General features: G+C 66.2%; 23 protein-coding genes. 3 read left to right on the top strand and 20 right to left on the bottom strand.

All coding sequences use genetic code 11. The features are described from left to right. Positions 1-57: 57 nt before the first annotated feature. From QW887_RS29290 to QW887_RS29275, 4 genes are all read right to left on the bottom strand, one after another. The gene (locus QW887_RS29290; protein WP_315713662.1) at positions 58-723 is read right to left on the bottom strand and encodes a hypothetical protein; all 666 of its coding nucleotides are present in this window, start codon (positions 721-723) and stop codon (positions 58-60) included. A 202-nt stretch (positions 724-925) separates the two neighbouring features. Further along, positions 926-1,423 carry a signal peptidase II gene (gene lspA, locus QW887_RS29285; protein WP_315713617.1) on the bottom strand — a complete coding sequence of 166 codons (498 nt, stop codon included), beginning with the start codon at positions 1,421-1,423 and terminating at the stop codon, positions 926-928. Between the two features lie 192 nt (positions 1,424-1,615). Then, positions 1,616-4,630 carry an isoleucine--tRNA ligase gene (gene ileS / locus QW887_RS29280; protein ID WP_316195641.1) on the bottom strand — a complete coding sequence of 1,005 codons (3,015 nt, stop codon included), beginning with the start codon at positions 4,628-4,630 and terminating at the stop codon, positions 1,616-1,618. 328 nt (positions 4,631-4,958) lie between these two features. Continuing rightward, positions 4,959-5,939 carry a bifunctional riboflavin kinase/FAD synthetase gene (locus QW887_RS29275; protein WP_316165829.1) on the bottom strand — a complete coding sequence of 327 codons (981 nt, stop codon included), beginning with the start codon at positions 5,937-5,939 and terminating at the stop codon, positions 4,959-4,961. Between the two features lie 267 nt (positions 5,940-6,206). On the opposite strand from QW887_RS29275, the gene QW887_RS29270 reads away from it, so the two are divergent. Further along, positions 6,207-6,602 (top strand): response regulator, encoded by a 396-nt coding sequence (locus QW887_RS29270; RefSeq protein ID WP_006613531.1) that lies wholly within the window; start codon positions 6,207-6,209, stop codon positions 6,600-6,602. Between the two features lie 69 nt (positions 6,603-6,671). Here QW887_RS29270 and QW887_RS29265 read toward each other — a convergent pair whose 3' ends face one another. The 11 genes from QW887_RS29265 to QW887_RS29215 form a co-directional block, all read right to left on the bottom strand. Continuing rightward, positions 6,672-7,526, bottom strand: a complete 855-nt coding sequence (locus tag QW887_RS29265; RefSeq protein WP_315713614.1) for a TIGR01459 family HAD-type hydrolase — start codon at positions 7,524-7,526, stop codon at positions 6,672-6,674. Positions 7,527-7,541: 15 nt separating this feature from the next. Beyond that, on the bottom strand, positions 7,542-9,080 hold the full coding sequence (locus QW887_RS29260; RefSeq protein WP_316184159.1) for an EAL domain-containing protein: 1,539 nt from the start codon (positions 9,078-9,080) through the stop codon (positions 7,542-7,544). A 345-nt stretch (positions 9,081-9,425) separates the two neighbouring features. Further along, entirely contained in the window at positions 9,426-9,986 is a 561-nt protein-coding gene (locus tag QW887_RS29255) for a phage holin family protein (RefSeq protein WP_316195640.1), read from the bottom strand. A gap of 166 nt (positions 9,987-10,152) precedes the next feature. Further along, positions 10,153-10,530 carry an endonuclease domain-containing protein gene (locus QW887_RS29250; RefSeq protein WP_316195638.1) on the bottom strand — a complete coding sequence of 126 codons (378 nt, stop codon included), beginning with the start codon at positions 10,528-10,530 and terminating at the stop codon, positions 10,153-10,155. Positions 10,531-10,803: 273 nt separating this feature from the next. Then, positions 10,804-12,147 (bottom strand): aspartate aminotransferase family protein, encoded by a 1,344-nt coding sequence (locus QW887_RS29245; RefSeq protein ID WP_315754462.1) that lies wholly within the window; start codon positions 12,145-12,147, stop codon positions 10,804-10,806. Positions 12,148-12,453: 306 nt separating this feature from the next. Then, positions 12,454-13,419: a 50S ribosomal protein L3 N(5)-glutamine methyltransferase gene (prmB, locus tag QW887_RS29240; RefSeq protein ID WP_316195636.1), complete on the bottom strand. Its 966-nt coding sequence runs from the start codon at positions 13,417-13,419 to the stop codon at positions 12,454-12,456. Beyond that, positions 13,419-13,883, bottom strand: a complete 465-nt coding sequence (locus QW887_RS29235) for a molybdenum cofactor biosynthesis protein MoaE (RefSeq protein ID WP_315713609.1) — start codon at positions 13,881-13,883, stop codon at positions 13,419-13,421. The genes prmB and QW887_RS29235 overlap by 1 nt, the downstream gene beginning before the upstream one ends. Positions 13,884-13,902: 19 nt before the next feature. After that, on the bottom strand, positions 13,903-14,154 hold the full coding sequence (moaD, locus tag QW887_RS29230) for a molybdopterin converting factor subunit 1 (RefSeq protein ID WP_316195635.1): 252 nt from the start codon (positions 14,152-14,154) through the stop codon (positions 13,903-13,905). After that, on the bottom strand, positions 14,151-14,792 hold the full coding sequence (gene pgsA, locus QW887_RS29225; protein WP_315754456.1) for a CDP-diacylglycerol--glycerol-3-phosphate 3-phosphatidyltransferase: 642 nt from the start codon (positions 14,790-14,792) through the stop codon (positions 14,151-14,153). The genes moaD and pgsA overlap by 4 nt, the downstream gene beginning before the upstream one ends. 255 nt (positions 14,793-15,047) lie before the next feature. Continuing rightward, positions 15,048-15,383, bottom strand: coding sequence for a GIY-YIG nuclease family protein (locus QW887_RS29220; protein WP_316195634.1), 336 nt, complete (start codon positions 15,381-15,383; stop codon positions 15,048-15,050). A gap of 104 nt (positions 15,384-15,487) precedes the next feature. Then, on the bottom strand, positions 15,488-16,441 hold the full coding sequence (locus QW887_RS29215; protein ID WP_316195632.1) for a zinc-binding alcohol dehydrogenase family protein: 954 nt from the start codon (positions 16,439-16,441) through the stop codon (positions 15,488-15,490). Positions 16,442-16,492: 51 nt separating this feature from the next. On the opposite strand from QW887_RS29215, the gene QW887_RS29210 reads away from it, so the two are divergent. Beyond that, positions 16,493-16,981: a MarR family winged helix-turn-helix transcriptional regulator gene (locus QW887_RS29210; RefSeq protein ID WP_315713604.1), complete on the top strand. Its 489-nt coding sequence runs from the start codon at positions 16,493-16,495 to the stop codon at positions 16,979-16,981. A gap of 12 nt (positions 16,982-16,993) precedes the next feature. On the opposite strand, the gene uvrC is transcribed toward QW887_RS29210, so the two are convergent. Continuing rightward, complete coding sequence (gene uvrC, locus QW887_RS29205) at positions 16,994-19,057, bottom strand: excinuclease ABC subunit UvrC (RefSeq protein WP_316195631.1); 2,064 nt, start codon at positions 19,055-19,057, stop codon at positions 16,994-16,996. 256 nt (positions 19,058-19,313) lie between these two features. Between uvrC and QW887_RS29200 the strand changes: the two genes are divergently transcribed. After that, complete coding sequence (locus tag QW887_RS29200) at positions 19,314-19,949, top strand: porin family protein (protein ID WP_315713602.1); 636 nt, start codon at positions 19,314-19,316, stop codon at positions 19,947-19,949. 255 nt (positions 19,950-20,204) lie between these two features. On the opposite strand, the gene QW887_RS29195 is transcribed toward QW887_RS29200, so the two are convergent. From QW887_RS29195 to QW887_RS29180, 4 genes are all read right to left on the bottom strand, one after another. Further along, on the bottom strand, positions 20,205-20,420 hold the full coding sequence (locus QW887_RS29195; RefSeq protein WP_006612991.1) for a cold-shock protein: 216 nt from the start codon (positions 20,418-20,420) through the stop codon (positions 20,205-20,207). A gap of 252 nt (positions 20,421-20,672) precedes the next feature. Further along, positions 20,673-21,533 carry a 23S rRNA (adenine(2030)-N(6))-methyltransferase RlmJ gene (locus QW887_RS29190; protein ID WP_315713601.1) on the bottom strand — a complete coding sequence of 287 codons (861 nt, stop codon included), beginning with the start codon at positions 21,531-21,533 and terminating at the stop codon, positions 20,673-20,675. A 135-nt stretch (positions 21,534-21,668) separates the two neighbouring features. Next, positions 21,669-22,373: a ribonuclease T2 gene (locus QW887_RS29185; RefSeq protein ID WP_315754447.1), complete on the bottom strand. Its 705-nt coding sequence runs from the start codon at positions 22,371-22,373 to the stop codon at positions 21,669-21,671. Positions 22,374-22,505: 132 nt separating this feature from the next. Then, on the bottom strand, positions 22,506-22,970 hold the full coding sequence (locus QW887_RS29180; protein ID WP_315713599.1) for a hypothetical protein: 465 nt from the start codon (positions 22,968-22,970) through the stop codon (positions 22,506-22,508). Between the last annotated feature and the right edge of the window lie 37 nt (positions 22,971-23,007).

Raw genomic sequence — 23,007 nt, 5'->3', positions numbered from 1 at the left:
CATTAAATTTCGCTAACGCCAGCGAAGCCGGCATCTCCGGGCGAACGGCTGCCGCCGTCACCGTTCCTTGCCGGTCATGATGTCCAGCTGCTTGCCGCCGATCGGCTCCTGCTTGCCGGTGCCATAGGCATAGCTCGGCGACGGCGTCTGATAGCCGGGCGGCGGCTGGGTCAGGCTCTCGCGCTGCGGCTCGCTGGTGAACGGCTTGGTTTCGCTGTCGCTGCCCTTGAACATGCCGAACAGGCCGCCTTTGAAGCCGAGCTGCGACGGGCTCATCATCGGGTTGTTGGCCACGCCGGGCTGAATCGGCTCAGTCGGCTTGGCGGCGGCCGTCCGCCCCATCTTCATCTCGGCCGGGGTCAGCGGACGGGCCGCATTGACCGGATCCCTGTTTTCCTTCTTGCGCGCGGCGGCCGCGGCCCGGCGTTGCTGCTCGTCGGGGTCCTTCGGCCAGTTTGGCGCGGTCGCCTGCGCCGCGGCGGCGGGGGGCGGAAGATCGAGCTTGGGCGGTACCACCAAAGGCGACCGCTCGCGGTATTCGATGGAGGGCGTCTCCATGTTGGTGCCGCCGAGACCGCGCATCAGATTGTCGATGATCTTCTCTTCGAAGGTCTTGTCGTCTTCCTCGTCGTCCTGGGCACGGGCGGCGCCGGCGGCCATGACGAGGCCAATGCCGAGCGCAACGGCGGACAGCCGCAGGACGCGAATGGCCGCGTGGGTCATGATCCGGCCGCTGACTTCGGTCTTGCGCATGGCTTTCCCTGTCCTCGCTTGTCCAGTGCTCGTGCTCCGACGAACCGGCCGCGACCCACCGATTGCGATCCTCGATTCGACGGGGGGCCGTCCAGGCATCGCGCCGATCTCGAAAACGTGAAGATCATCAGGCTCTTGACCCAGGATCGGCACCGGCCGGTATCGACCCGGATCAGGGCGCTTTTGCGGCGGGGGCCCCGAAGAAGGAGTCATATAGCAGGCCCGCCACCCCGGCAACGATCGCCACGTCGGCCATGTTGAAGATGTACCAGTTGTAAACCGTGCCGCCGATCTGGATGTGGAACAACGCGAAATCGACCACCGCGCCATAGGCCAGCCGGTCGATGCCGTTGCCGATGGCGCCGCCGATGATCAGGCCGAGCGACGCCGTCGCCAGCTTGCTTTCCGCACGCGCCATCCAGATGGCGAGGGCGATCACCGCGACGGCCTTCACCGCCATCAGTCCATATTGCGCCAGCGTGCTCTCACTCTGCAGCCAGCCGAAGCTGATGCCGATGTTCCAGGCGAGGTAGAGGTCGAAGAACGGGGTGATCTTGACGGTGCCGCGGTTGGGCAGGTCGAACACGTACAGCAGCCACAGCTTGGAGGCCTGGTCGATGACCAGGGTGGCGAAGCCGGCGATGAGGCCGAGGCGGAGGCGGGGGGTCATGGGGTGAGCGCGATCATGCCAAGCAACTCGCGGCAAATACCGCTGTCGTCCCGGCGAACGCCGGGACCCATACCGCGTGATGTGTGTTGGCGGAGAAAGTCTGGGTCATCGTCCTTCGTCAACATGAACGCCGGTGGTTATGGGTCCCGGCGTTCGCCGGGACGACAGTTGTGGGTGTCGCGCGATCACGCGTCACATACCGACCCCGAGCGCCTTCCACTCGCGCAGCGCTTGCGCGTCGCGCGGGGAAACGTCCGGGTACTCAGGGTCGTCGCCGACGCTCTCCAGGATCTTCCAGGAGCGGGCGCACTTCTTGCCCACGGCCTTCTCGACGACGACCGCCACGCCCGGCACCGCATCGAGCCGGAACGCATCGGCCGGGGCGTCACCCTCGCGGACCTCGTAGTTCGAGGTGATGCAGACCTCGGCGAGATCGGTGTCGAACAAGGTGCCGAGCAGCGCGCGGTCGGCGACGTAGATGACCGGCGAGGCTTCGAGCGAGGAGCCGATGGTCTTGGCGGCGCGGGCGAGCTCCAACGCGCCGGTGACGACGCGCCTGACGTTGCGGATCGTCTCCCACTTCGCGGCAAGCGCATCGTCGCGGTATTGGTCCATCGCCTCCGGGAACAGCGTCAGATGCACCGACGGCTCTGCGTCGGGCCTGTACATCCGCCACGCCTCGTCGGTGGTGAAGGAGAGCACCGGCGCCAGCCATTTCAGGACGGCATCGCAGATCAGGTCGATCGCGGTCAGCGCCGCCTTGCGCGCCACCGACGACGGCGGGTCGCAATACAGCGTGTCCTTGCGGATGTCGAAATAGAACGCCGACAGCTCCGTGTTCATGAACGCAGCCAGGCTCGCGATCACGGTCTTGTAGTCGAACGCGGCGTAGGCGCGGCTGATGACCTCGGCCTGCTGCGAGAGCTGATGCAGCATCAAGCGCTCCAGCTCCGGCATGTCGGCAAACGCCACGGCGTCGCTGCGCTTGTAGTGATGCAGGGTGCCGAGCATCCAGCGGATGCTGTTGCGCAGCTTGCGGTAGGTCTCGATGGTGTTCTTGAGGATCTCCGGGCCGATGCGCTGGTCGTCGGCATAGTCGGTGGCGCAGACCCAGAGGCGCAGGATGTCGGCGCCGGACTCCTTGATCACCTTCTGCGGCTCGACGGTGTTGCCGAGCGACTTCGACATCTTGCGGCCGTTCTCGTCGAGCGTGAAGCCGTGCGTCAGCACGACGTCGTAAGGCGCGCGGCCGCGGGTGCCGCAGCTCTCCAGCAGCGACGAGTGGAACCAGCCGCGGTGCTGGTCACTGCCTTCGAGATACATCACCGTGTCCTGGCCGCCATCGACCTTGCGCCTGATGCCGGCGAGGCCGGGGAAGTGCACGGGGTCTTCGAGCACGAAGGCGTGGGTCGAGCCGGAATCGAACCAGACGTCGCAGATGTCGTCGACCTTGTTCCAGTCCTCGTTGGCGCGGGACCCGAGGAAGCGCTCGCGTGCGCCGTCGGCGTACCAGGCGTCGGCGCCTTCCTTGGCAAAGGCCTCAGTGATGCGGGTGTTGACGGTCTCGTCCTGCAGGATCTCGGCGGAGCCGTCGCCGGTCTCGCGCACGAACACGGCGATCGGCACGCCCCAGGCGCGCTGGCGCGAGATCACCCAATCCGGACGGTTGGCGATCATGCCGGTGATGCGGTTCTGGCCGGCGGCCGGCACCCATTGCGTGACCGAGATCGCGCGCAGCGCGCGGGCACGCAGCGTATCCCCGGACTTCGCCTGACCTTGGTCCGCGATGTCCTTGTCCATCGCGATGAACCATTGCGGCGTGTTGCGAAAGATCACCGGCTTCTTGGAGCGCCAGGAATGCGGGTACTGGTGCTTGAGCCGGCCGCGCGCGAGCAGCATGCCGGCATCCGTCAGCGCCTTGATGACGGCCTCGTTGGCGTCGCCCTTCTCGCCCTTGTCGTTGATGACGCGTTTTCCTGTGAAGCCCGGCGCGTGGTCGGTCAGCGCGCCGTTCTCGTCGACGGTGTAGGGGATGGTGGTTGCGATGCCCCGGCCGTCGAGCTCGCGCGCATGCGCCATCCAGACGTCGAAGTCCTCGCGGCCGTGGCCGGGCGCGGTGTGCACGAAGCCGGTGCCGGTGTCGTCGGTGACGTGGTCGCCGGGCAGCAGCGGGACGACGAAATTATAGCCGCCGGCGAGGCCCTTCAACGGGTGCGCGCATTCGACGGCGTCGAGCGTGTCGCCGGGGATGTCGCGCAGCTTGTTGTAGCTCGTGACGCGCGCCTGCTTGAACACGCTGTCGGCCAGCGCGTCGGCCATGATCAGCTTGTCACCGGTCTTGGCCCAATTGTCTGCCGGCGCGTCCGTGACCTCATAGAGGCCGTAGGCGATCTTCGGCGAGAACGAGATGGCGCGGTTGCCGGGCAGGGTCCAGGGCGTGGTGGTCCAGATCACCACCGAGGCGCCCGCGAGCGCGCCATGCGCCGGCGACGTCACCGGAAACTTCACCCACACCGTGTCGGACTGATAGTCCTCGTACTCGACCTCGGCCTCGGCGAGCGCGGTCTTCTCGACCACGCTCCACATCACCGGCTTGGAGCCGCGATACAGCGTGCCGTTGGCGGCGAACTTCATCAGTTCGCGCGCGATCTGCGCTTCCGCCGGATAGGTCATGGTGGCGTAGGGATGGTCCCAGTCGCCGATCACGCCGAGACGCTTGAACTCCTCGCGCTGCACGTTGAGCCAGTGGTCGGCATAGGCGCGGCATTCCTTGCGGAACGCGACCATGGCGGCGGAGTCGCGGAAGTCGGGCTTGGTCTTGCCCTTCTTGCGGTAGTTCTCCTCCTCGATCTTCCACTCGATCGGCAGGCCGTGGCAGTCCCAGCCCGGCACGTAGTTGGAATCGTGGCCGAGCATCTGCTGGCTCTTGGTCACGACGTCCTTGAGGATCTTGTTCAGCGCGTGCCCGATGTGGATGTTGCCGTTGGCATAGGGCGGGCCGTCGTGCAGGACGAATTTCGGCCTGTTCTTGGCGGTGTCGCGCAGCTTGCCGTAGAGGTCGATGTCGCTCCAATATTTCAGGATCTCCGGCTCGCGCTGCGGCAGGCCGGCGCGCATCGGGAATTCCGTCTGCGGCAGGTAGAGGGTTTTGGAATAGTCCTTGGCGTCGGATTTTTGGGCGTCGGGCTTTTGCGGCTTTTCGGACATCGTGATCTGGCTGGCTGAGAGATGAGGCGCTGAGACGCGATTTCGATCGCGGGCGGCGGAACGAGCAGAGACATCCCGGTCTTGCGCCGAGCTCGAAGCTCAGGCGGAAGCCGGGCCGCTAATGCCGATGATGCGCCGTATCAACATGGGGCCTCCTCATAGCAGCCGGACTGCGGAATCGCAAAGCGATCCTGCGGCAGCAACGCTGCGGGATCGTCGTTCAGCGTCATTCCGGGGCGATGCGCTAGCATCGAACCCGGAATCTCGAGATTCCGGGTTCAGCCCTGGCGGGCTGCCCCGGAATGACGTCACCGATGGAGCAGGAGGATCAGCCGATCTCGCCGAGCCGGGGGAAAAGGCCGGGATGGGCCGCCAGCAAAGCGCGGGCCCTGGCGCTGTCGTCGTCCATCTGCCGGATCAGGGCCTCGATCGAGCTGAATTTGGCCTCCTCGCGGATGAAGCCGATGAAGGCGACGTCCAGGACCTCGCCATAGAGGCTGTCCTTGAAGTCGAACAGGAAGGTCTCGAGCAGCGGCGCGCCGTTGTCGAAGGTCGGCCGGCGGCCGAAATTGGCGACGCCGTCGATCAGCACCCGCTCAGCGCCGCGGCCGCGGCCGACCCGGACGGCATAGATGCCGTGGCGCAGCCCGCAATCGCGATCGAGCCGCATGTTGGCGGTGGGGTAGCCGAGATCGCGGCCGCGCTTCTCGCCGTGGATGACCTCGGAGCTCACGAACCAGGGGCCGCCGAGCATCGCGGTCGCCTCGCTGACCTGGCCCTCCGCCAGCGCTTCGCGGATCGCGGTGGAGGACACCGGCCGCTCGTCGATGTCGACATGGGCCTGGATGTCGACCTCGATGCCGAGCTTGGGGGCCTCGTTGGCGAGCAGGCTGGGCGAGCCGACGCGGCCCTTGCCGAAATGAAAGTCGTAGCCGACCGCGATTCCGGCGATCCCGAGCCGCCCGATCAGGTCATGGTGAATGAAATCCTGCGCCGAGGTCTGGGCGCGGGCCTTGTCGAAGGCCATGACCACGGCGCCGGCAAGGCCGGTTCCGGCCAGGAGTCGCAGCTTGGCGGTCTCGTCGGTCAGGCGGAACTGCGGGGTATTGGGGCTGAAGAAGCGCCGCGGATGCGGCTCGAAGGTCAGCGCCAGCGCCGGGCGCCCCTTGGCCTTGCCCATCTCGATCGCCGCCTCGATCACGGCCCGGTGACCGAGATGGACGCCGTCGAAATTGCCCATCGCCACCACCGCGCCCTTGAGGATGTCCGACGGCGGGGTGGAATCGCGGATGATCTTGAAATCGGGCATGTGACGGAAATATCTCGCGGATTTCGGTGGGCTACCGGCGGACGGTGGTTGCCGTGACGGTGGGCGGCCGGCCCCGCGAAGTCAAGCCGAAGGGGTTCCTCCGCTCATGCAGCGCAGCAATAGCGACATGCAGCCGCAGCGCAGTTAACGCGCTGTTTAACGGCTGATGCTACTGCTGAAAGCGGATGGCGGGGTCGGTTACGACCCCTGCCGCATGAGCTTTTTTGTAACAGTCTGCGCGTTGTGTTCGCGTCTGGGGGAGTCAAGATGGCGGTTGATTTGACGATGCCGGTGCTCGTCGTCGACGATTACAGCACCATGATCCGTATCATCAGGAATCTTCTCAAGCAGATCGGTTTCGAGGACATCGACGATGCCAGCGACGGCTCGATGGCCCTCAACAAGATGCGCGCCAAGAAATACGGCCTCGTGATCTCCGACTGGAACATGGAGCCGATGACCGGCTACGACCTGCTCCGCGAGGTCCGCGCCGATCCGAACCTGGCGACCACGCCGTTCATCATGATCACGGCGGAATCCAAGACCGAGAACGTGATCGCGGCCAAGAAGGCCGGCGTGAACAACTACATCGTCAAGCCGTTCAATGCCGCGACCTTGAAGACCAAGATCGACGCGGTGTTCCCGGACATGGCAACGGCCTGACGCCCGCCTGATCCACTCCAACGAAAGACGCCCGGCACTCGGCCGGGCGTTTTGCGTTTCAGGATCCGTTCACCACTTCAATTCGCGCATCAGGGCGCGCGGCGGATGGCCGAACAGCTCCTTGATCGAGGCCGGGTCGAGCTGCTCGACGCCGGCGAACTCCTCGGAATGGATGCCGCGGGTCACGAACAGGCAGTCGATGCCGAAGCCGTGCGCGCCGGCGAGATCGGTGCGGACGGAATCGCCGATCGCCAGCACCTCCTCGCGCGCGACCGGCCGGCCGGCGTGCTGCTCGGCCAGCATCATGGCCCGCTCGTAGATTGGCCGGTGCGGCTTACCGTAGAAGATCACCTCGCCGCCGAGCTCGCGGTAGAGCTCGGCGATGGCGCCGGCGCAGTAGATCAGCCGGTCGCCGCGCTCGACCACGATGTCCGGATTGGCGCAGATCAGCGGCAGCTTGCGCTCGCGGGCGCGCAGCAGCATCGGCCGGTAGTCCTCGGCGGTCTCGGTCTCGTCGTCGTAGAGGCCGGTGCAGATGATGTAGGACGCTTCTTCGAGCGGCGACAGCGCCAGGTCGAGACCGCGATGAATGGAATTGTCGCGCTCGGGGCCGAGCCAGAACACCTTGCCGCCGGGATGATCGGCCACGTAGTGGCGGGTCAGGTCGCCGGAGGAGACGATGGCGCTGTAGACCTCGTCGGCGACGCCGAGCTTGCGCAACTGGCGCTGGACCGAATCGGCCGGCCGGGGTGCGTTGGTGATCAGGATCACCGTACCGCCCTGGCGGCGAAAGTGGTGCAGCGCGTCGCAGGCGTCGGGGAAGGACTCCAGCCCGTTATGGACCACGCCCCAGATGTCGCTCAGCAGCACCTGCTTGCGGCCGACCAGATCGCGCAGCCGCTCTTCGAAGCGGAGAACGGTCATGGCAGCCGGCTGATCTCAGAGGGTCCCGGCGGCACGGCGGGCGAGCGCGGCATTGCCGCTGCGCGTCGGAGCATTGGTGTGTGACGCGTCGAGAGAGGTGGTGCCGGCGGCATTGGGGTCCTGAATCTTGATGTCCTGCCCGCCCGATGGGCCGGCGGCGGCCTCGCCGGTAGCAGATGCGCCCTCGGGTCGCAATGGGCGGGGCGGCGCGAACAGGAAGCCCTGGCCGAAGCGGACGTCGTAGTCGAGCAGGTCGACGACGCTGTTCTCGCCTTCGATCCGCTCGGCGATCAGGTCGATGCCGAAGCGGCCGAGCAGATCGGAGAGATCGGTCGGGTGAATGTCGGAGGCCGAGCTCTGCTTCGGGTCGAGCAGCAGCGCGGCCGGGACCTTGATGAAGCGGACTCCGCGATCGGCGAGCTCGCGCGGCTCGAACCGGAGGTCGGTGACATGGTCGATCGAGAAGCGGTAGCCGCGCTGTGCCAGGGCCGCGAGATGCTCGGTCCCGGTCGGACCGAGGCTGCGCAAGGTCGACTGCTTGAATTCGAGCACGAAGGACGGCGCCAGGGCGCGATTCGCTTCGAGGAAATCGAGGCATTGTGAAAAGTTTGCAGGGCTGCTGAGCGTCGCCGAGGAGATGTTGCAGAAGATGCCGACGTCCTTGTTGCGAACCATCAGGCGGCGCAGCACCTGGACGCAGCGAAGCAGAACCATGTGGTCGATGCGCCCGACCAGGCCGGCCGCTTCCGCGATGCCGATGAAGTCCTCGGCCGCGACCACCTGGTCGCGCTCGTCGCGAAGCCTGGTCACCGCCTCGTAGAAGCGCACCTTGCGCTGTGGCAGCGTCACCAGCGGCTGCAGATAGATGTCGAGGCGGTTGTCCTCGATCGCGCCTTTGACGGCGGCGAGGATCTGCGGCTGGCTGCGCGGCACGGCCGTGGCCGCCGGAGCCTGCGGTTTGGGCGGCAGGGGGGCGGCAGCCGGTGCCGCGCTGAACGTGCCGGAGGTCTCGGCCACCTTCTGCTCGACGCCGCGCGACGGCACCGCGTTCATCTCGAGCGCGCCGCTGGAGGAAGCGGCGGCCGGGAGCGGGCGATCGGCGTCGCGAACCGTGCCGGCCCCAGCTCCCGGCGGTGTTGCCGGCGGGATGGCCGCGATCAGGTCCTCGTGCTGGGCCACGGTGACGGCGAGCTGCTTCATCAGTCCGCCGAGCTCGTTGATCTCGCCGATGACCCCCTGCAGGCGATCGGCGCTGACCGAGCTCGACGACACGATGCGTCCCTCCACCGCCGACAGGCGGCGGCCGAACTCGGCGACCTGACGCGCGAGGTCGGCGGTGCCGCGCGACAGATCGGCGATCTGGCTGCCGATATCGGTGCGGTCGCGCAGTCGCATCGACACGGCATTGTAGAGAATCAGGAACGTCAGTGCGGCGAGCGCGACGATCGCGGATTCCGAGCCACTGATACCGGCCACCGAATACAGGATCAGGCCGAGCGAGGCCGCGACCAGAACCATACAAATGGCAACGAAAATCGTGGAGATACGGATCATGCTTGGCGACGCTCCCAACCGAACGCAACCTTAGCACTTCTGTTGATTCGCGAGGATAGTGGGCGGGATTCAAATACCGGGAGACGCCGATGATTTCTCGTCTGCGTGTCATTTACGCAAGTTCACGCGGGAAAGCGGAGTGTCATCGTAGTGTCGCGGGTCCGTAGAACGCCGGAGTACGCGCCGTGCGGATTCCAGACATGTTTAGACATGCTCGCGATGCCCTTCGGCTGATCGCGCATGTAGGCGCTCCAGGAGCGGTGGTGATCCCGACGCTGATCAGCTCAACTGAGCCGGTTATGCTTCGATGTCCGTCGAACCGCGCCTGCCGCTGTCCGGGCAGGCTCACGTGCTGCGGTGACGCCGGCGCAGGGCGGCCACGCCGAGCAGCAGTGCCGCAACGGCGACACCGACGGGTACGTTGATCCGTCCGCGTGCGCCCGCAACTCCGCTCGCGTGATTCGTGGAGGTCGATGACGGTGCCAAGGGGATGGTGTCGGGATCGATCTCGTCCGCGTCGGGTTCCCGGGCCACGGGCGCTGCGATCGCCACGCGCAGCCGGCTGGAGAGCGACGGATAGTGCGGCGAAGGGCTGCGGAGCTTCACTGCCGCGACGATCGCGCAGATCGCCGCCAGCGCGACCAGGATGCCGCCGACAACCGCGAACGCGGTGAACAGGCCGTAGGTCATTTCCACCCAGTGGAACAGCGCGGTCAATCCGACGATGCAGGCGGCGATCAGGAAGATGCCCGCGGTGGCGAACAGCCCAGCGGCGACGGCGTAGGACGTCACCGTTCCGGTGGCCTGCCGGGCGCGATCCCGAATGTAGGATTGGGTGGCGCGCCTGACGCGGTTGAGCCTCTGTTCGAGCCCCAATCGCAGCAGCTCTCCTGGCGGTGCAAGCATGCGCGTCCTCCGACAATCCGCTCGCCGCGCGCAAACCGCCGGCTCGCGACATGAACGTGGAGGATTTGCGAAGGTTCCCTGCGGAAAGGCGGGTGCAGATCGGGCGCCGTTGCTTCTCCCTGCGGCGCAACGTCGAGATCGTCCTTAAGCTAGGGCAGCGTGAATGTCATGGCTGCCTGCCTGTGGTCCTCTTGGGGCTTTTGTCGCGCGTGTCGTCTTTGCCGCTCGCGCAACTCTCTCCGCTCCCTCCCCCCTTGTGGGGGAGGGCCGGGGAGAGGGGTAGGCCGCGGGTTTGACTGGCAAGAGCCTGGCGGATCGCCTCAACGACGCCTTCGAGGTTCGACGTCACTTGCGTGTTGGTAAACCGAAGGACTTCAAATCCTTCGGTTGCAAAGAACGCGTCGCGCTTGGCATCTTTTGCCTGGCACTGGGCGAAATCGTGTGACTCGCCGTCGAGCTCGATCACGAGCTTTGCCGAGAAGCAGACAAAGTCCGCGATATAGTTTTGAATTGGTACCTGACGGCGAAAACTCACGCCGTCCATTCGGTTCGCCTTGATATACCGCCACAGAGCGTCTCGGCACGCGTCATCGCTTGGCGAAGGTGCTTCGCTCTGTTGCGCTGGCGGTCGCTGACCACTGCGTGCGGCATCCTGGGCTACCCCCTCCCTACCCCTCCCCCACAAGGGGGGAGAGAACGGATAGTTCGGCGACTACGGAAGCATAGCAAAGGCTCCGCTGGGGCGAGGCGCCCGCAAATAAAAATGGCGGCTCTTTGAGCCGCCATTTTGCTTGCTGCCGTTTTATCGTCCCGCGGCTTACGCCACGGCCTTGATGACCTTGCCGACCTTCTCGATGATTTCGCCGACCTGATCCTCGCTGACGATCAGCGGCGGGGTCAGCGCCAGCGTGTCGCCGGCGATGCGCAGCATCAGGTCGTTGTTGTGGAAGGCGGTCTCCATCGCGGAGTAGCCGCGCTTGCCAGCCGCGTCGGGCAGCGGCGCGAGGTCGATGCCGGCGGTGAGACCAACCGTGCGGATGTCCAGCACGTTGGGCAGGCCCTTGAGCGACATCACGGCGTCGGCGAATTTCGGCTCGATCGCGCGGGCGTGCTCGAACAGCTTGTCGTCGCGATAGATGTCGAGCGTGGCGAGGCCGGCCGCGCAGGCGATCGGATGCGCCGAGTAGGTGTAGCCGTGGGTGAACTCCACCATGTGCTCCGGGCCGCTCATGAAGGCGTCGTGGATGGTGTCGCGCACCAGCACGCCGCCCATCGGTGCCGCGCCATTGGTGACGCCCTTGGCGAAGGTGAGAAGGTCAGGCGTCACGCCGTAGCGCTCGGCGGCGAAGGCGTAGCCGAGGCGGCCGAAGCCGGTGATGACCTCGTCGAAGATCAGCAGGATGCCGTGCTTCTGGGTGATCTCGCGCAGCCGCTTGAGATAGCCCTTCGGCGCCGGGATCACGCCGGTCGAGCCGGCCATCGGCTCGACGATCACGGCGGCGATGGTGTTGGCGCCGTGCAGGTTGACGAGGTTCTCGAGCTCGTCGGCGAAGTGCGCGCCATATTCCGGCTCGCCCTTGGTGAAGGCCTGCTTCTCGCGGTCATAGGTCGCCGGGATGTGGTCGACGCCGGTCAGCAAGGTGCCGAACAGCTTGCGGTTGTTGACGATGCCGCCGACCGAGGTACCGCCGAAGCCGACGCCGTGATAGCCGCGGACGCGGCCGATCAGGCGGGTGCGGCTGCCCTGGCCGTTGATCTGGTGATAGGCGAGCGCCATCTTCAGCGCGGTGTCGGCTGCCTCCGAGCCGGAGTTGCAGAAGAACACGTGGTCGAGGCCGGCGGGCGCGAGATCGGCGATGCGGTTGGCCAGCTCGAACGCCTGGGGAATGCCGAACTGGAACGGCGGTGCGTAGTCGAGCGCCGCGGCCTGCTGGCCGATCGCCTCGGCGATCTGGCTGCGGCCGTGACCGGCGTTGCAGCACCACATGCCGGCGGCGGCGTCGATGATCTTGCGGCCATCGACGGTGATGTAGTGCATGTCCTTGGCACCGGCGAGCAGGCGCGGGTTCTTCTTGAAGGCGCGGTTCGCGGTGAACGGCATCCAATGCGCGGCAAGATCATTCGGAACGGTGACGGCGGGGCGGGGGCTCTTGTCCAGCATGGGGACCTCTCGGACGGTTGTGCGACGGCGGCAGCATGATCCGGAAAGGTGGCGAACCGGTGCCAGAAAAGCTTGCCGAAACGGATCGTGCTTGATGGGCCTGAATGCGTGCGCCGACGTTGTCAGCCGCTGATCCGGGCCGCCGCCAAGCTATCAGCTTCGCGGACGGACGGAAATGTCAAAGGTCCAGCGTTCCCGCTGCCCTGGTGAGCGGATTTTGCACGGCAGCAGCAGATTGTGCCGCATATTGGAAGTCGCTGCGTCATTTCGCGCCAACCGGGCCGGTGTGCCTCGGGTAGCCGCGTCTCAGACGAGATCGCGCGCGGTGATCCAGAACACCTCGCCCTCGGAGTCCTCGGTGTCGAGCCAGAGCAGCGGCAGGTCGGGAAAGGCCGCCTCGATCTGCGGACGGTCGCGTCCGACCTCGCACAGCAACCCTCCCTCCGCAGTCAGGTGGTCGCGCGCCTGGCTGAGGATGCGATGGATGATGTCGAGCCCGTCGGTGCCGCCGTCGAAGGCCAGCGCCGGCTCGGCGCGGCATTCCCGAGGCAGGCCGGCCATGCCCTCGGCGTCGACATAGGGCGGGTTGGTGATGATGAGATCGTAACGGCGCTGGCTGAGCGGTGCGAACAGGTCACCGCGGTGCAGCGAGATGCGCTCGCCGAGGTCGTAGTCGGCGACGTTCTTCGCCGCAACGGCGAGCGCGTCCTTGGAGATGTCGACGGCGTCGATCACCGCATTGGGGAAGTGGCGGCTGGCCAGGATCGCCAGGCACCCAGAGCCGGTGCAGAGGTCCAGCACGCTGTCCACGGCCAGCGGATCGTCGATCAGCGAGGTGCCGTCGGCTTCGGCGCCGCCGAAATGCGTCTCCAGCAGCTCGCCGATGAACGAGCGCGGCACGATGACGCGCTCGTCGACGTAGAACGGCAGGCCGCGCATGTAGACCTTGTTGACCAGATAGGCCGCCGGCTTCCTCGTGGTGATTCGCGCCGTGATCAGGTCGAGGATCGTCTTGCCTTCGGCCGCGGTGACCCGGGCCGTGACGAAGCTCTCGAACTGATCGGGGCGCAGATGCAGCGCCTCGCCGATCAGGAAGGCGGCCTCCGACACCGGATCGGTGGTGCCGTGCGCAAACACCAGATCGGCGTTCTGGAAGCAGCTCACCGCGTAGCGCAGGTAGTCGAGCAGGCTCGCCAGCTCGCCCGCATTGACCCTCGGCAGCCTCAGTGCCGCCGCCTTGCGCGGCGCTGCCGTCTTGACCTTCTTCGCCATCACGACTTCCAGCGCGCCGCGGCGGCATCGTCGTGGCTCTTGGCCTCGACCCAGCTGCCGCCGTTCTCGGTTTCCTCGCGCTTCCAGAACGGCGCGTTGGTCTTGAGATAATCCATCAGGAACTCAGCCGCCTCGAACGCCGCCTGACGGTGGCTGGATGCGGTCACCACCAGCACGATGTTCTCGCCCGGCCGTATCCGGCCGAAGCGGTGAATCACGGTCATGCCCTGCAGCGGCCAGCGCGCCATCGCCTGCTCGGCATGGCGCATGATCTCGGCTTCCGCCATCCCTGGATAGTGCTCGAGCGTCAGTGCGCTGATCGGCGTGTCATGGTCGTTGCCGCGGCACAGGCCGGAGAAGCTGACGACGGCGCCGATGTCGGTGCGGCCATGGCTGAGGGCTGCGATCTCGGCCGCGGTGTCGAAATCCTCTTGCTGCACGCGGACGGTGACGATCGCGGTCATGGACAGATATTCCGTTACGTCAGCCGCCGGTCATCGGCGGGAAGAACGCGATCTCGCGGGCGCCGGCGATGGCCGCATCCGGCTGCACATGGGTCTGGTCGATCGCGGTGCGGATCACCTTCGGCCTCTCGAACGCATAGGCGTAGCCCTCGCCGCGCGTGGTGAGCCAGGCGATCAGCTCGCTGACCGTGCGCACGTCTGCCGGCGGCTCGATCGTCTCCTCGGCCTTGCCGACGCGCTCGCGCACCCAGGCGAAATACTTCATCTTCATCGCGAGTCCGCCTCGATGAGATGGTGAATGCCGGCGCGGAAATAGTCGTAGCCGGTGTAGATGGTGAAGACCGCCGACAAGCCGAGCAGCCAAATTCCGATCCCGCTCACGATCGGGCCAACGGCCGTCGAGATCTGGGCGACCGCCGCATCGCCGGCCTCGCCCGCGAGCAGGAAGCCGATTGCCACCAGTTGCATCGTGGTCTTCCATTTGGCGACCTTGGTCACCGGCACCGAGACGCGCAGCGCGGCGAGATATTCGCGCAGGCCCGACACCAGGATCTCGCGGCACAGGATCACGATGGCCGCCCACAGCGACCAGTTCTGGATGGTGCTGTCGGCGGCCAGCATCAGCAGACAGGAGGCGACCAGAAGCTTGTCGGCGATCGGATCGAGCATACGGCCGAATGCCGATTGCTGGTTCCAGATCCGCGCGAAATGACCGTCGAGATAGTCGGTGATCCCAGCCGCAATGAACACTGCGACGGCGACCCAGCGGAGCCACAAAGGATACATCCAGACCGACTGCGCGTAGATGCAACCGACCACGACCGGTATCGCGGCGATGCGCGTATAGGTCAGGATGTTCGGCAGGGACGTCGACGTCTTGCTGGGCACGCGTGTGGTCGCAATATTCATCCGGTGTACCAATACTGCCGCCGTTCGGACGTCAACCTCCGAGCCGAGCCGCTTCGGCAGGATGACGCAGATATGACGCTGTTCGCAACGAAGTCTTGCGGAGATAGGAACTCTCGCGCATGCGGCAACGCGACCCGCAACGCTTCATTAAGCAACCGGACGCGGTCGCGCCAGTGCGCAGATCGGCGGGCGCGACGCACGGCTGGGACCTTGTTGCGGTGCAGTGACGGCTGCGCGAAGGCTTGAGCGAAAGCCTCAGATCGCCTCCGCGCCATGCACCGCGCACCAATGCGCCTGGCGTTCCGCGAACACGCGGTCGCGGACATAGGTCAGCGTTTCGTCGTCGAAGGTCTCGATGACGTCCAGGCTGAACGCCTCCGCGCCGTGGGCGGTCCAGGCCGCCTGCAGGCCGCCGCGGCGATGGCCGCCCTGGCGCAGGGTGAACCAGAGGCGGTTCTGGATCTTGTCGAGGTCCGGCGCGCAGCCGATCCAGCGCTCGCCGGTGGCGGCGCAGGTCACGGCGAAGATGCCGGCGGGGGTCTTGCGTTCCTTGTAGGCGGCGACGGCCGCCTTGCGCTGGTCGGGGGTCATGGTGGGGCTCCACTTTAACCCGGGTAATTAGCGTAGATTTTTGTCCGGGTAAATTGTTTTTGCCGACAGCCTGCCAACTCGTCGTTTTTTTGCTGTCCCGGCTTTCACATGGTGAGCACGACGCGGCGGGTGGCATCATCCCTGGCCCAATTGCGTTCGATCGCGTTCAGCGGGATCGGATCGGCCGCGATCTCGAGCCGGGCAGGGATGGCCGCCTGCAACAACTCACCGGTGAGCGCGATCAGACGCTCGAGCGGAATGCTGCCGATGCCGCTGCCCATCAATTCGATGGCTGATGCGCGCAGCACCGCGCTCGGCAGGGTGATGTCGCCGCTGCTGATGGAGCCGATCTGGACGAATCGGATCGGTCTCGCCTCCGCGCCCGCCTTGGCCGCTGCCATCAGCAGCCGCTCGGCGCTGGCGCCCCAGAGATAGTCGAGCACGACGTCGACACCCCCGGCGAAATGGGGCTTGAAACGTTCCTCCAGCGCGTCGCCATCGCCGACCAGCGGAATGACCGCGTCGGCGCCGAGCGCGGTCAGGGATTGCAGCGTCGCGGCGTTGCGCCCGGTCGTGATCACCTTGGCCGCACCGAGATGCTTGGCGATCTGAACCGCGAGCCGACCGGACGTTCCAGTGGCGCCATTGATCAGCACGGTGTCGCCGGCGCGGAGGTGTGCGCGCTCGCGCAGCGCCGCCCAGGACGACAGGCCAGGATTGGCGATTGCCGCCGCGGTGACGTCATCGAGATCATCGGGCAAGGCGAGGCATCGCGCCTTCGGCACCACCGTCTTTTCGGCCATGCCGCCATGGGGGGCCCTGGGAAGCACGAAGTAGACCCGGCTGCCGTCCTCACAGCGGCCGACGCCATCGATCCCAGCCACAAAGGGAAACGCGCCGGTTGAGCTGTAGTGCGTGCCGGAGGCGCGGGCCTTGGTGATCTGGCTGATCGCTGCGGCGGTCACGGTGATCAGATGCTCGTCAGGAGCAGCGATCGGGTTGGCGAAATCGGCGTAGACCGGCGGCTGCCCGGCTTTCTGGACAATAGCGGCTTTCATGGTGGAGCTCCGGATTATATGTGTATAATGCACATATATCCGGAGGGGCTGATGTCGCCAAGGAATAATGTGCAAAATACACATATAAGTGAGCAGCTCCGCGTCCTGCACGGGGCGCTGCTCGACATTGTGGCCGTGATGAACCGGCCGCAGCGCGACGAGGCGCTGATCAGGGAAGCCGGCATCGCGCTCGACCGCGCGCTGTTTCCGCTGCTGGTCGGAATCGAGCGATTTGGCCCGATCGGTGTGGTCGAGATGGCGGATCGGGTCGGGCGCGACTACACCACCGTCAGCCGCCAGGTCGCCAAGCTCGAGAGCCTCGGGCTGGTGGCACGCCAGGCCAGCGCCGCGGACCGGCGGGTGCGCGAGGCGGTGATCACGCCGAAGGGCAAGGCCATGACCGACCTCGTCGACGCTGCGCGCGAGCGGATCGGCCGCGCCATCTTCGAAAGCTGGGAGATCCGCGATGTGGATGAGCTGGTGCGGCTGATGCGGAAGTTCGCCGATGCGGTGAAGCAGGAGCCGCCGGCTGCGGCTTGAGCCGCGATCGGCTCAGCTCGCGTTGCTGTGAAAATACTCGAAAATCTTCCGCGCGCTTTCGGCGCTCACGCCCGGCACCTTGCCGAGATCGGCGATCGAGGCGCGTTCGATCTCCTTCAGGGTGCCGAAATGGTGCAGCAGCGCGCGCTTGCGCGACGGGCCGATGCCGGGGATCTCCTGCAGGCCGGCCTCGCGGATGTCCTTCTTGCGCAGCTTGCGGTGTGAGCCGATGACGAAGCGATGCGCCTCGTCGCGCAGCCGCTGGATGAAATACAGCACGGGATCGCGCGGCTCGAGCTTGATCGCCTCGCGCTCGGGGATGAACAGCGTCTCGCGGCCGGCGTCACGGTCGGGGCCCTTGGCGACCGACATCAGCGCGACATTGGTGACGCCGAGCTCGGTGAAGATCTCGCGGACGGCATTGAGCTGGCCGCGGCCGCCGTCGATGATGACGAGGTCCGGCCATTGCGGCACGTCGTCCTCCTTGGCCGCGCGGGCGACATCCTTCTCCGACGGTGACACCAGCCGCTTGAAGCGGCGCTGCAGCACCTCCTTCATCATCGCGTAGTCGTCGCCGGGCGTCAGCCCTTCCGACTTGATGTTGAACTTGCGGTACTGGTTCTTCATGAAGCCGTCGGGGCCGGCGACGATCATCGCGCCGACCGCGTTGGTGCCCTGGATGTGGCTGTTGTCGTAGACCTCGATGCGCCGGGGGATCTGCGGCAGGCCGAGCGTCGTCGTCATCGCCTCCAGCAGCCGGCTTTGCGTTGCGGTGTCCGCGAGCTTGCGGCCCAGCGCCTCCCGCGCATTGGTCAGCGCATGGATGACGAGGTCCTTCTTCTCGCCGCGCTTCGGGCAGGACACCTCGACCTTGTGGCCGGCCTTGACGCACAGCGCCTCGGCGAGCAGCTCGGCTTCCTCGATCTCGTGCGACAGCAGGATCAGCTTCGGAGGCGGCTTGTCGTCGTAGAACTGCGTGATGAACGCCGACAGCACCTCCTCCGGCAGATAGCTCTTCTCCGCGCGCGGGAAGTAGGCGCGGTTGCCCCAGTTCTGGCCGGTGCGGAAGAAGAACACCTCGACGCAGGAATAGCCGCCCTCCTGGTGGATGGCGAACACGTCGGCTTCCTCGACCGTGCGCGGATTGATGCCCTGCTGCGAGGAGATTGCCGACAGCGCCGCGAGGCGGTCGCGATAGACGGCGGCAGTCTCGAATTCGAGCTCGCCTGACGCCTTCTCCATTTCGGCCGCCAGCAGCGCCTTCACCGCCTGGCTGCGTCCGGACAGGAAATCGGTCGCCTCGCGCACCAGCTCGGTGTAGCCGGGGAAGTCGATCTCCTGGGTGCAGGGCCCGGCGCAGCGGCGGATCTGGTGCAGCAGGCAGGGGCGGGTGCGGCTCTCGAAGAACGAGTCGGTGCAGGAGCGGATCAGGAAGGCGCGCTGCAGCGCCGTGATGGTGTGGTTGACGGCACCGGCCGAGGCGAACGGACCGAAATAGCGCCCCGGCCTGGACTGCGCGCCGCGGTGCTTGAGGATCTGCGGCGCCCAATGGTCGCCGGTGATGAGAATATAGGGAAACGACTTGTCGTCGCGCAGCTGCACGTTGAAGCGCGGCTTGAGCTGCTTGATGAGGTTCGCTTCGAGCAGCAGCGCCTCGGTCTCCGTGGTGGTGGAGACGATCTCGACCGTCACGGTGGCTGCGATCATGCGCAGGATGCGCGCCGGCAGCGGCGCGTTGGCACGCGCATAGGACGACAGGCGCTTTTTGACGTTCTTGGCCTTGCCGACATAGAGCACGTCGTGCGCCGCGTTGAGCATGCGGTAGACGCCCGGCGAGGTCGGCGCCAGCCGCACCGCGTTCTCGATCGCCGCGTGGCCGATCGCAAGCGGACCTTCGCCGACCGCCTCCAGGCTCTCCTCGGCCAGCTCCGGCAGCCGGCCGTCATCGTCCTCGTCCGCAGCCGATGCGGCGGGATCGAGGTCGGGCGTGTCGATGGTCTCGGGCGGCAGGTCGGCCGCGCCACGCCGGCTCGGGGGCGTCGGCGCCTTGGGTGGATCGGAGCTGTGGGTGGTCATGTCCGCAAACTAAGCGCTGCCGCGCCGTCTCGCCAGCTTGCGATGGCGCCATGCACAGGGCAGGGCGGTAACGCTTCGTTAAGCACGTTAATGGCCGGGTAACCCGGCTTAACAACGGCTTAACCTAAAACTCTCGATAAATGCTCACGAAAGAAGCGAGAGTTCCGTAACCACGCCGGCCCGCGCACCACAGTCGCGCACCACAGTCGCGCGGCGCAGGCTCCGGCGGGTGACGGCGAGTGGCGTGGAGTGAGCGATGAACAGGTTCTTGGTCGGTGCTGCCGCCGCGGCGGGCTTGGGCGCGGCGGCTCTCGGATCGGTCTCGGCGCAGGCGGCGGATCTCGGCTACGGGCGCGGCGCGCCCTATACCGTGAACCAGCCCCTCAACGCCTACAGCTGGGCCGGGCCCTATCTCGGCGGCACGCTGGGCTATGAATGGGGCACCGTGGGCAACAACCCGACCAAGCCGTCCGGTCTCACCGGCGGCCTGACCGCGGGTTACAATTGGCAGAACGGCCCGTGGGTGTTCGGCGCCGAGGGCGACATCAACCTGACCGGCGCCAATGACACCTTCGCCCCGTGGAAGTTCTCGAACCCGTGGTTCGGCACATTGCGCGGCCGCGCCGGCTACGCCTTCAACAACATCCTGTTCTACGGCACCGGCGGCCTCGCCTTTGGCGGCCTGCGCGCCGAGACCTTCGGTCTTTCGGAATCGCACACCACGGTGGGCTGGACGCTCGGTGCCGGCACCGAGTTCGGCCTGGCACAGAACTGGACCGCCAAGATCGAGTATCTCTACGTCGATCTCGACAGCAGCAATTTCGTGATCACGGGGGCGAAGAACGACTATCGGTTTGGAATTGTGCGCGCAGGCATCAACTTCCACTTCTGATGGCAACGAGGAAATAGGAAGAAGAAACGTCCAACGACAACCTCCCGGCCGCTCGCGTGGCCGGGATTTTTTTGTCGGAGCGCTCTGTGCAATCTGGAGACGTGCATCATTGCGCGCGGCCTGCACGTACGAGCCGGCAATGCTGTGCACGCGAGCAGGCGCTGCCGACAGCTTCCAAACCAGCGAAGAGGTGGCGTCGAGGCGCGCCCGGCTGCAATCATGCCGGCGCGTGAACCACCGCCAGGCGGGCTCGCCCTAAGACGACAGCACCAGGTTCACCGCTTTCGGGCCCTTGCCCTTCTTGTCCGGCTCGACCTCGAAGCTGATCCGCTGTCCTTCGGTCAGGTCCTTCAGGCCCGCGCGCTCCACCGCCGTGATGTGCACGAACACGTCGCGTCCACCGTCGTCCGGCTTGATGAAGCCGTAGCCGCGTTCGCCGTTGAAGAACTTGACCGTCCCAGTCATGGCCATCGGGAAACTCCTCCCCCGCAATGCTTCCTCCACTGCGCGCCCTGCGCAGCGTCCGACCGGACATCACTTTGATCGGAAAGCGTTGGCCACCTTAACGCCCAGCGCTCGCCGCGCCGGATCGCCGGATCTTGTTAGGCCTTGATCACCCCGCCGCAACCATTCGCGGAAGCGGAACGTAAAGCCAGTCTTACAATCGGACACAATAATACGGTTCCGCGCCGATTGACTACGGCTTTTCGACCAGTCGCCGTTTCAAGCTTTGGGGAATTCGAGTCGGAAGCGCGCCGCGCCGCCTTGGCCGAGGGGCTTCTGCAGTTCCTGCAGGATGAGCTTCAGCTCGTCATGTAATGTCCAGGGCGGGTTGACGATCAGCAGCCCGGTCGAGGTGAGCGCCTCGCCTTCGATCTGCGGCGCAACACTGAACTCGATCCGCAGCACCTTGCCCGGCGGCTTGGCCGCGGCTGCGAGCGCCGCGACACGATCGCTCAGCTCTTCCGTCGCACGCCGGCTCTTGGCGGGATACCACAGCACGTAGATACCGGTGGTCCACTTCGCGAAGGCCGCGGCGAAGCGATCGGCGAGCCGCTCGAACTCATCCTTCGCCTCGAACGCCGGATCGATCAGCACCACGCCCCGGCGCTCGTTTGGCGGCACGAAGGCGGGCAGGGCGACCCAGCCGTCGAGATCGACGACACGGGCCTGGGTGTCGCGGCGCAACTGATCGATCAACTGCTTGCGGGGGATCGGCGCGAGCTCGCACAGGGTCATGCGGTCCTGCGGCCGCAGCAGCGCGCGCGCGATCAGCGGCGAGCCGGGATAGGCGACCAGTTCGGCCTTGGGATTGAACGATCGGACGATATCCAGATAGGGCTGGACCAGCGCATAGGCCTGATCCGACAGCCGCGCCTGCAGCACGCGGGCGATGCCGGTGAGGTACTCGCCGCTGCGCGTCGCCTCGTCGCCGGTGAGGTCATACAGGCCGGCGCCGGCATGGGTGTCGATCACCCGGAACGCGGCGGGCTTCTCCTGGAGGTAGACCAGGATGCGCGTCAGCACGATGTGCTTGATGACGTCGGCGAAGCCGCCGGCGTGGAAGGCGTGTCGGTAGTTCATGCCATCCGGGTTACGCCGTTCCGCGTCAAAAGGGTACCCCGTCGATGCGCCGGATGCCCTCCGGAGAGCCGCGGATGAGCGCCGCCGCAGGAGGCGCCGCAGGCCGACGCGCTGCGTCGCCCCGATTCGCAGCCGCTAGCCGCCGCGGACCGGCGGCATGTTGACCTCGTCGCGCCGGCAGGCCTGCCGGTCGATCTCGTCGCAGTTGCGAAACTCCAGATCCTTCGACAGACAGATCCGGACCTCGCTCAGCCTGGTGCGATTGCAGGTGACGGCAATGCCCGATGTCGTGAGCTTGGGGTTGGCCTTGATGAAGGCCTCCTCGATCGCCGCCGGCGCCACCGTCTTGGCCTCCGCGAGATCGAGGAATTCCGGGGGGATCTTGATGGCGGCGCGGGCCTTGCGGATGGCTTCGAAATAGGCCTTCGCCGACACGCCGGCGCAGGTGCCGTGCTTGTCCCACTCGTTGTAGATCAGGCCCGGCGCCGGCATCAGGTCGAGCATCGAGGTCATGATGTTGCGGGGCAGGCGCGGCGCCGGCTGCTCGCAATATTCGGGGTAGCCGTTCTCGTATTGCGGCCACAGCCCGTGCACGACGAACGAGTACGGTCGGCCGCTGCATTGCTGGGACCGGCTGCCGCGACCGCCGCGCTCCTCGGCTTCGGCGCAGTACGAGGGCGACCACGACAACGAGAGAACGTAGAAGTCGAACGCGCCCGGCGCATTCTGGCGGCGGTCCTGCGCCTCGGCGGCGCCAGCCGTGAGCACACCGAGCAAGAGGGCAAAGCAGGCGATCGTTCTGGACAACAGGACGGCAGGTCGGCACAGGCAATCGAACATGGCGTACTCCCCGGACAATGCCAGGAGCCTACCAGCGCGCTGGAACATTTCAAGAACAAAAATGGCTGCCCCGAGGCAGCCATTCGTCAGCCGGCCGCCCGCGCGAGCGGCCGATACGCCGGGAAAGGCAAATCAGGGCTTGGCGGCGCGGCAGGCCGGATTGAAGGCCCAGTTGCGATCGAGGCCGACGACGCAGAACTCGACGCCCTGGTCATAGCCGGCGAAGCCGCCATCCTCGATGATCGAGAAGTTGACGGTGCGCGCCTTGCCGTCGCTGATCATCACGCTGCCGGTGCAGAAGCGACGCGGAATGTTGTCGGACTGCCAGGGCCGGAAGGCGATCTCATGGACATTGGCGACGCCGGTGATCGTCAGCGAGGAATTCCAGAAGGTGCTCTCCTTGTCCTGGAATCGCGAGACGATGGTCGGAATGGCCGCCTCGCAAGGCGCGACCCGGCCTTCATATTTCGGACCGGACAGCCAGAAGTTCATCTCAAGCGGGTTGGCGGCCTGAGCCGGGGCGGTGGCGACGATGGCGGCAAGCAGCGCGCCACAGGCGGCGCCGAACATCTTGAAAGGTGAGCTGAAGTCGCGCATGGGCCGTCCGCAAGGCTGATCCGGGAGCGTGGACCGT

It is taken from the genome of Bradyrhizobium sp. SZCCHNRI3052 (assembly GCF_032484895.1).
In the GTDB taxonomy this organism is placed as follows: Bacteria; Pseudomonadota; Alphaproteobacteria; order Rhizobiales; family Xanthobacteraceae; genus Bradyrhizobium.
The sequence above is the reverse complement of the archived record's forward strand: the minus strand, read 5'-3'. Positions and strand labels throughout refer to the sequence as shown.

What these genes read in the sequence shown, in the direction of transcription:
- QW887_RS29290 (WP_315713662.1), bottom strand. Translation starts at nt 723, where the DNA reads ATGACCCACGCGGCCATTCGCGTCCTGCGGCTGTCCGCCGTTGCGCTC.
- lspA (WP_315713617.1), bottom strand. Translation starts at nt 1,423, where the DNA reads ATGACCCCCCGCCTCCGCCTCGGCCTCATCGCCGGCTTCGCCACCCTG.
- ileS (WP_316195641.1), bottom strand. Translation starts at nt 4,630, where the DNA reads ATGTCCGAAAAGCCGCAAAAGCCCGACGCCCAAAAATCCGACGCCAAG.
- QW887_RS29275 (WP_316165829.1), bottom strand. Translation starts at nt 5,939, where the DNA reads ATGCCCGATTTCAAGATCATCCGCGATTCCACCCCGCCGTCGGACATC.
- QW887_RS29270 (WP_006613531.1), top strand. Translation starts at nt 6,207, where the DNA reads ATGGCGGTTGATTTGACGATGCCGGTGCTCGTCGTCGACGATTACAGC.
- QW887_RS29265 (WP_315713614.1), bottom strand. Translation starts at nt 7,526, where the DNA reads ATGACCGTTCTCCGCTTCGAAGAGCGGCTGCGCGATCTGGTCGGCCGC.
- QW887_RS29260 (WP_316184159.1), bottom strand. Translation starts at nt 9,080, where the DNA reads ATGATCCGTATCTCCACGATTTTCGTTGCCATTTGTATGGTTCTGGTC.
- QW887_RS29255 (WP_316195640.1), bottom strand. Translation starts at nt 9,986, where the DNA reads ATGCTTGCACCGCCAGGAGAGCTGCTGCGATTGGGGCTCGAACAGAGG.
- QW887_RS29250 (WP_316195638.1), bottom strand. Translation starts at nt 10,530, where the DNA reads ATGGACGGCGTGAGTTTTCGCCGTCAGGTACCAATTCAAAACTATATC.
- QW887_RS29245 (WP_315754462.1), bottom strand. Translation starts at nt 12,147, where the DNA reads ATGCTGGACAAGAGCCCCCGCCCCGCCGTCACCGTTCCGAATGATCTT.
- prmB (WP_316195636.1), bottom strand. Translation starts at nt 13,419, where the DNA reads ATGGCGAAGAAGGTCAAGACGGCAGCGCCGCGCAAGGCGGCGGCACTG.
- QW887_RS29235 (WP_315713609.1), bottom strand. Translation starts at nt 13,883, where the DNA reads ATGACCGCGATCGTCACCGTCCGCGTGCAGCAAGAGGATTTCGACACC.
- moaD (WP_316195635.1), bottom strand. Translation starts at nt 14,154, where the DNA reads ATGAAGATGAAGTATTTCGCCTGGGTGCGCGAGCGCGTCGGCAAGGCC.
- pgsA (WP_315754456.1), bottom strand. Translation starts at nt 14,792, where the DNA reads ATGAATATTGCGACCACACGCGTGCCCAGCAAGACGTCGACGTCCCTG.
- QW887_RS29220 (WP_316195634.1), bottom strand. Translation starts at nt 15,383, where the DNA reads ATGACCCCCGACCAGCGCAAGGCGGCCGTCGCCGCCTACAAGGAACGC.
- QW887_RS29215 (WP_316195632.1), bottom strand. Translation starts at nt 16,441, where the DNA reads ATGAAAGCCGCTATTGTCCAGAAAGCCGGGCAGCCGCCGGTCTACGCC.
- QW887_RS29210 (WP_315713604.1), top strand. Translation starts at nt 16,493, where the DNA reads ATGTCGCCAAGGAATAATGTGCAAAATACACATATAAGTGAGCAGCTC.
- uvrC (WP_316195631.1), bottom strand. Translation starts at nt 19,057, where the DNA reads ATGACCACCCACAGCTCCGATCCACCCAAGGCGCCGACGCCCCCGAGC.
- QW887_RS29200 (WP_315713602.1), top strand. Translation starts at nt 19,314, where the DNA reads ATGAACAGGTTCTTGGTCGGTGCTGCCGCCGCGGCGGGCTTGGGCGCG.
- QW887_RS29195 (WP_006612991.1), bottom strand. Translation starts at nt 20,420, where the DNA reads ATGGCCATGACTGGGACGGTCAAGTTCTTCAACGGCGAACGCGGCTAC.
- QW887_RS29190 (WP_315713601.1), bottom strand. Translation starts at nt 21,533, where the DNA reads ATGAACTACCGACACGCCTTCCACGCCGGCGGCTTCGCCGACGTCATC.
- QW887_RS29185 (WP_315754447.1), bottom strand. Translation starts at nt 22,373, where the DNA reads ATGTTCGATTGCCTGTGCCGACCTGCCGTCCTGTTGTCCAGAACGATC.
- QW887_RS29180 (WP_315713599.1), bottom strand. Translation starts at nt 22,970, where the DNA reads ATGCGCGACTTCAGCTCACCTTTCAAGATGTTCGGCGCCGCCTGTGGC.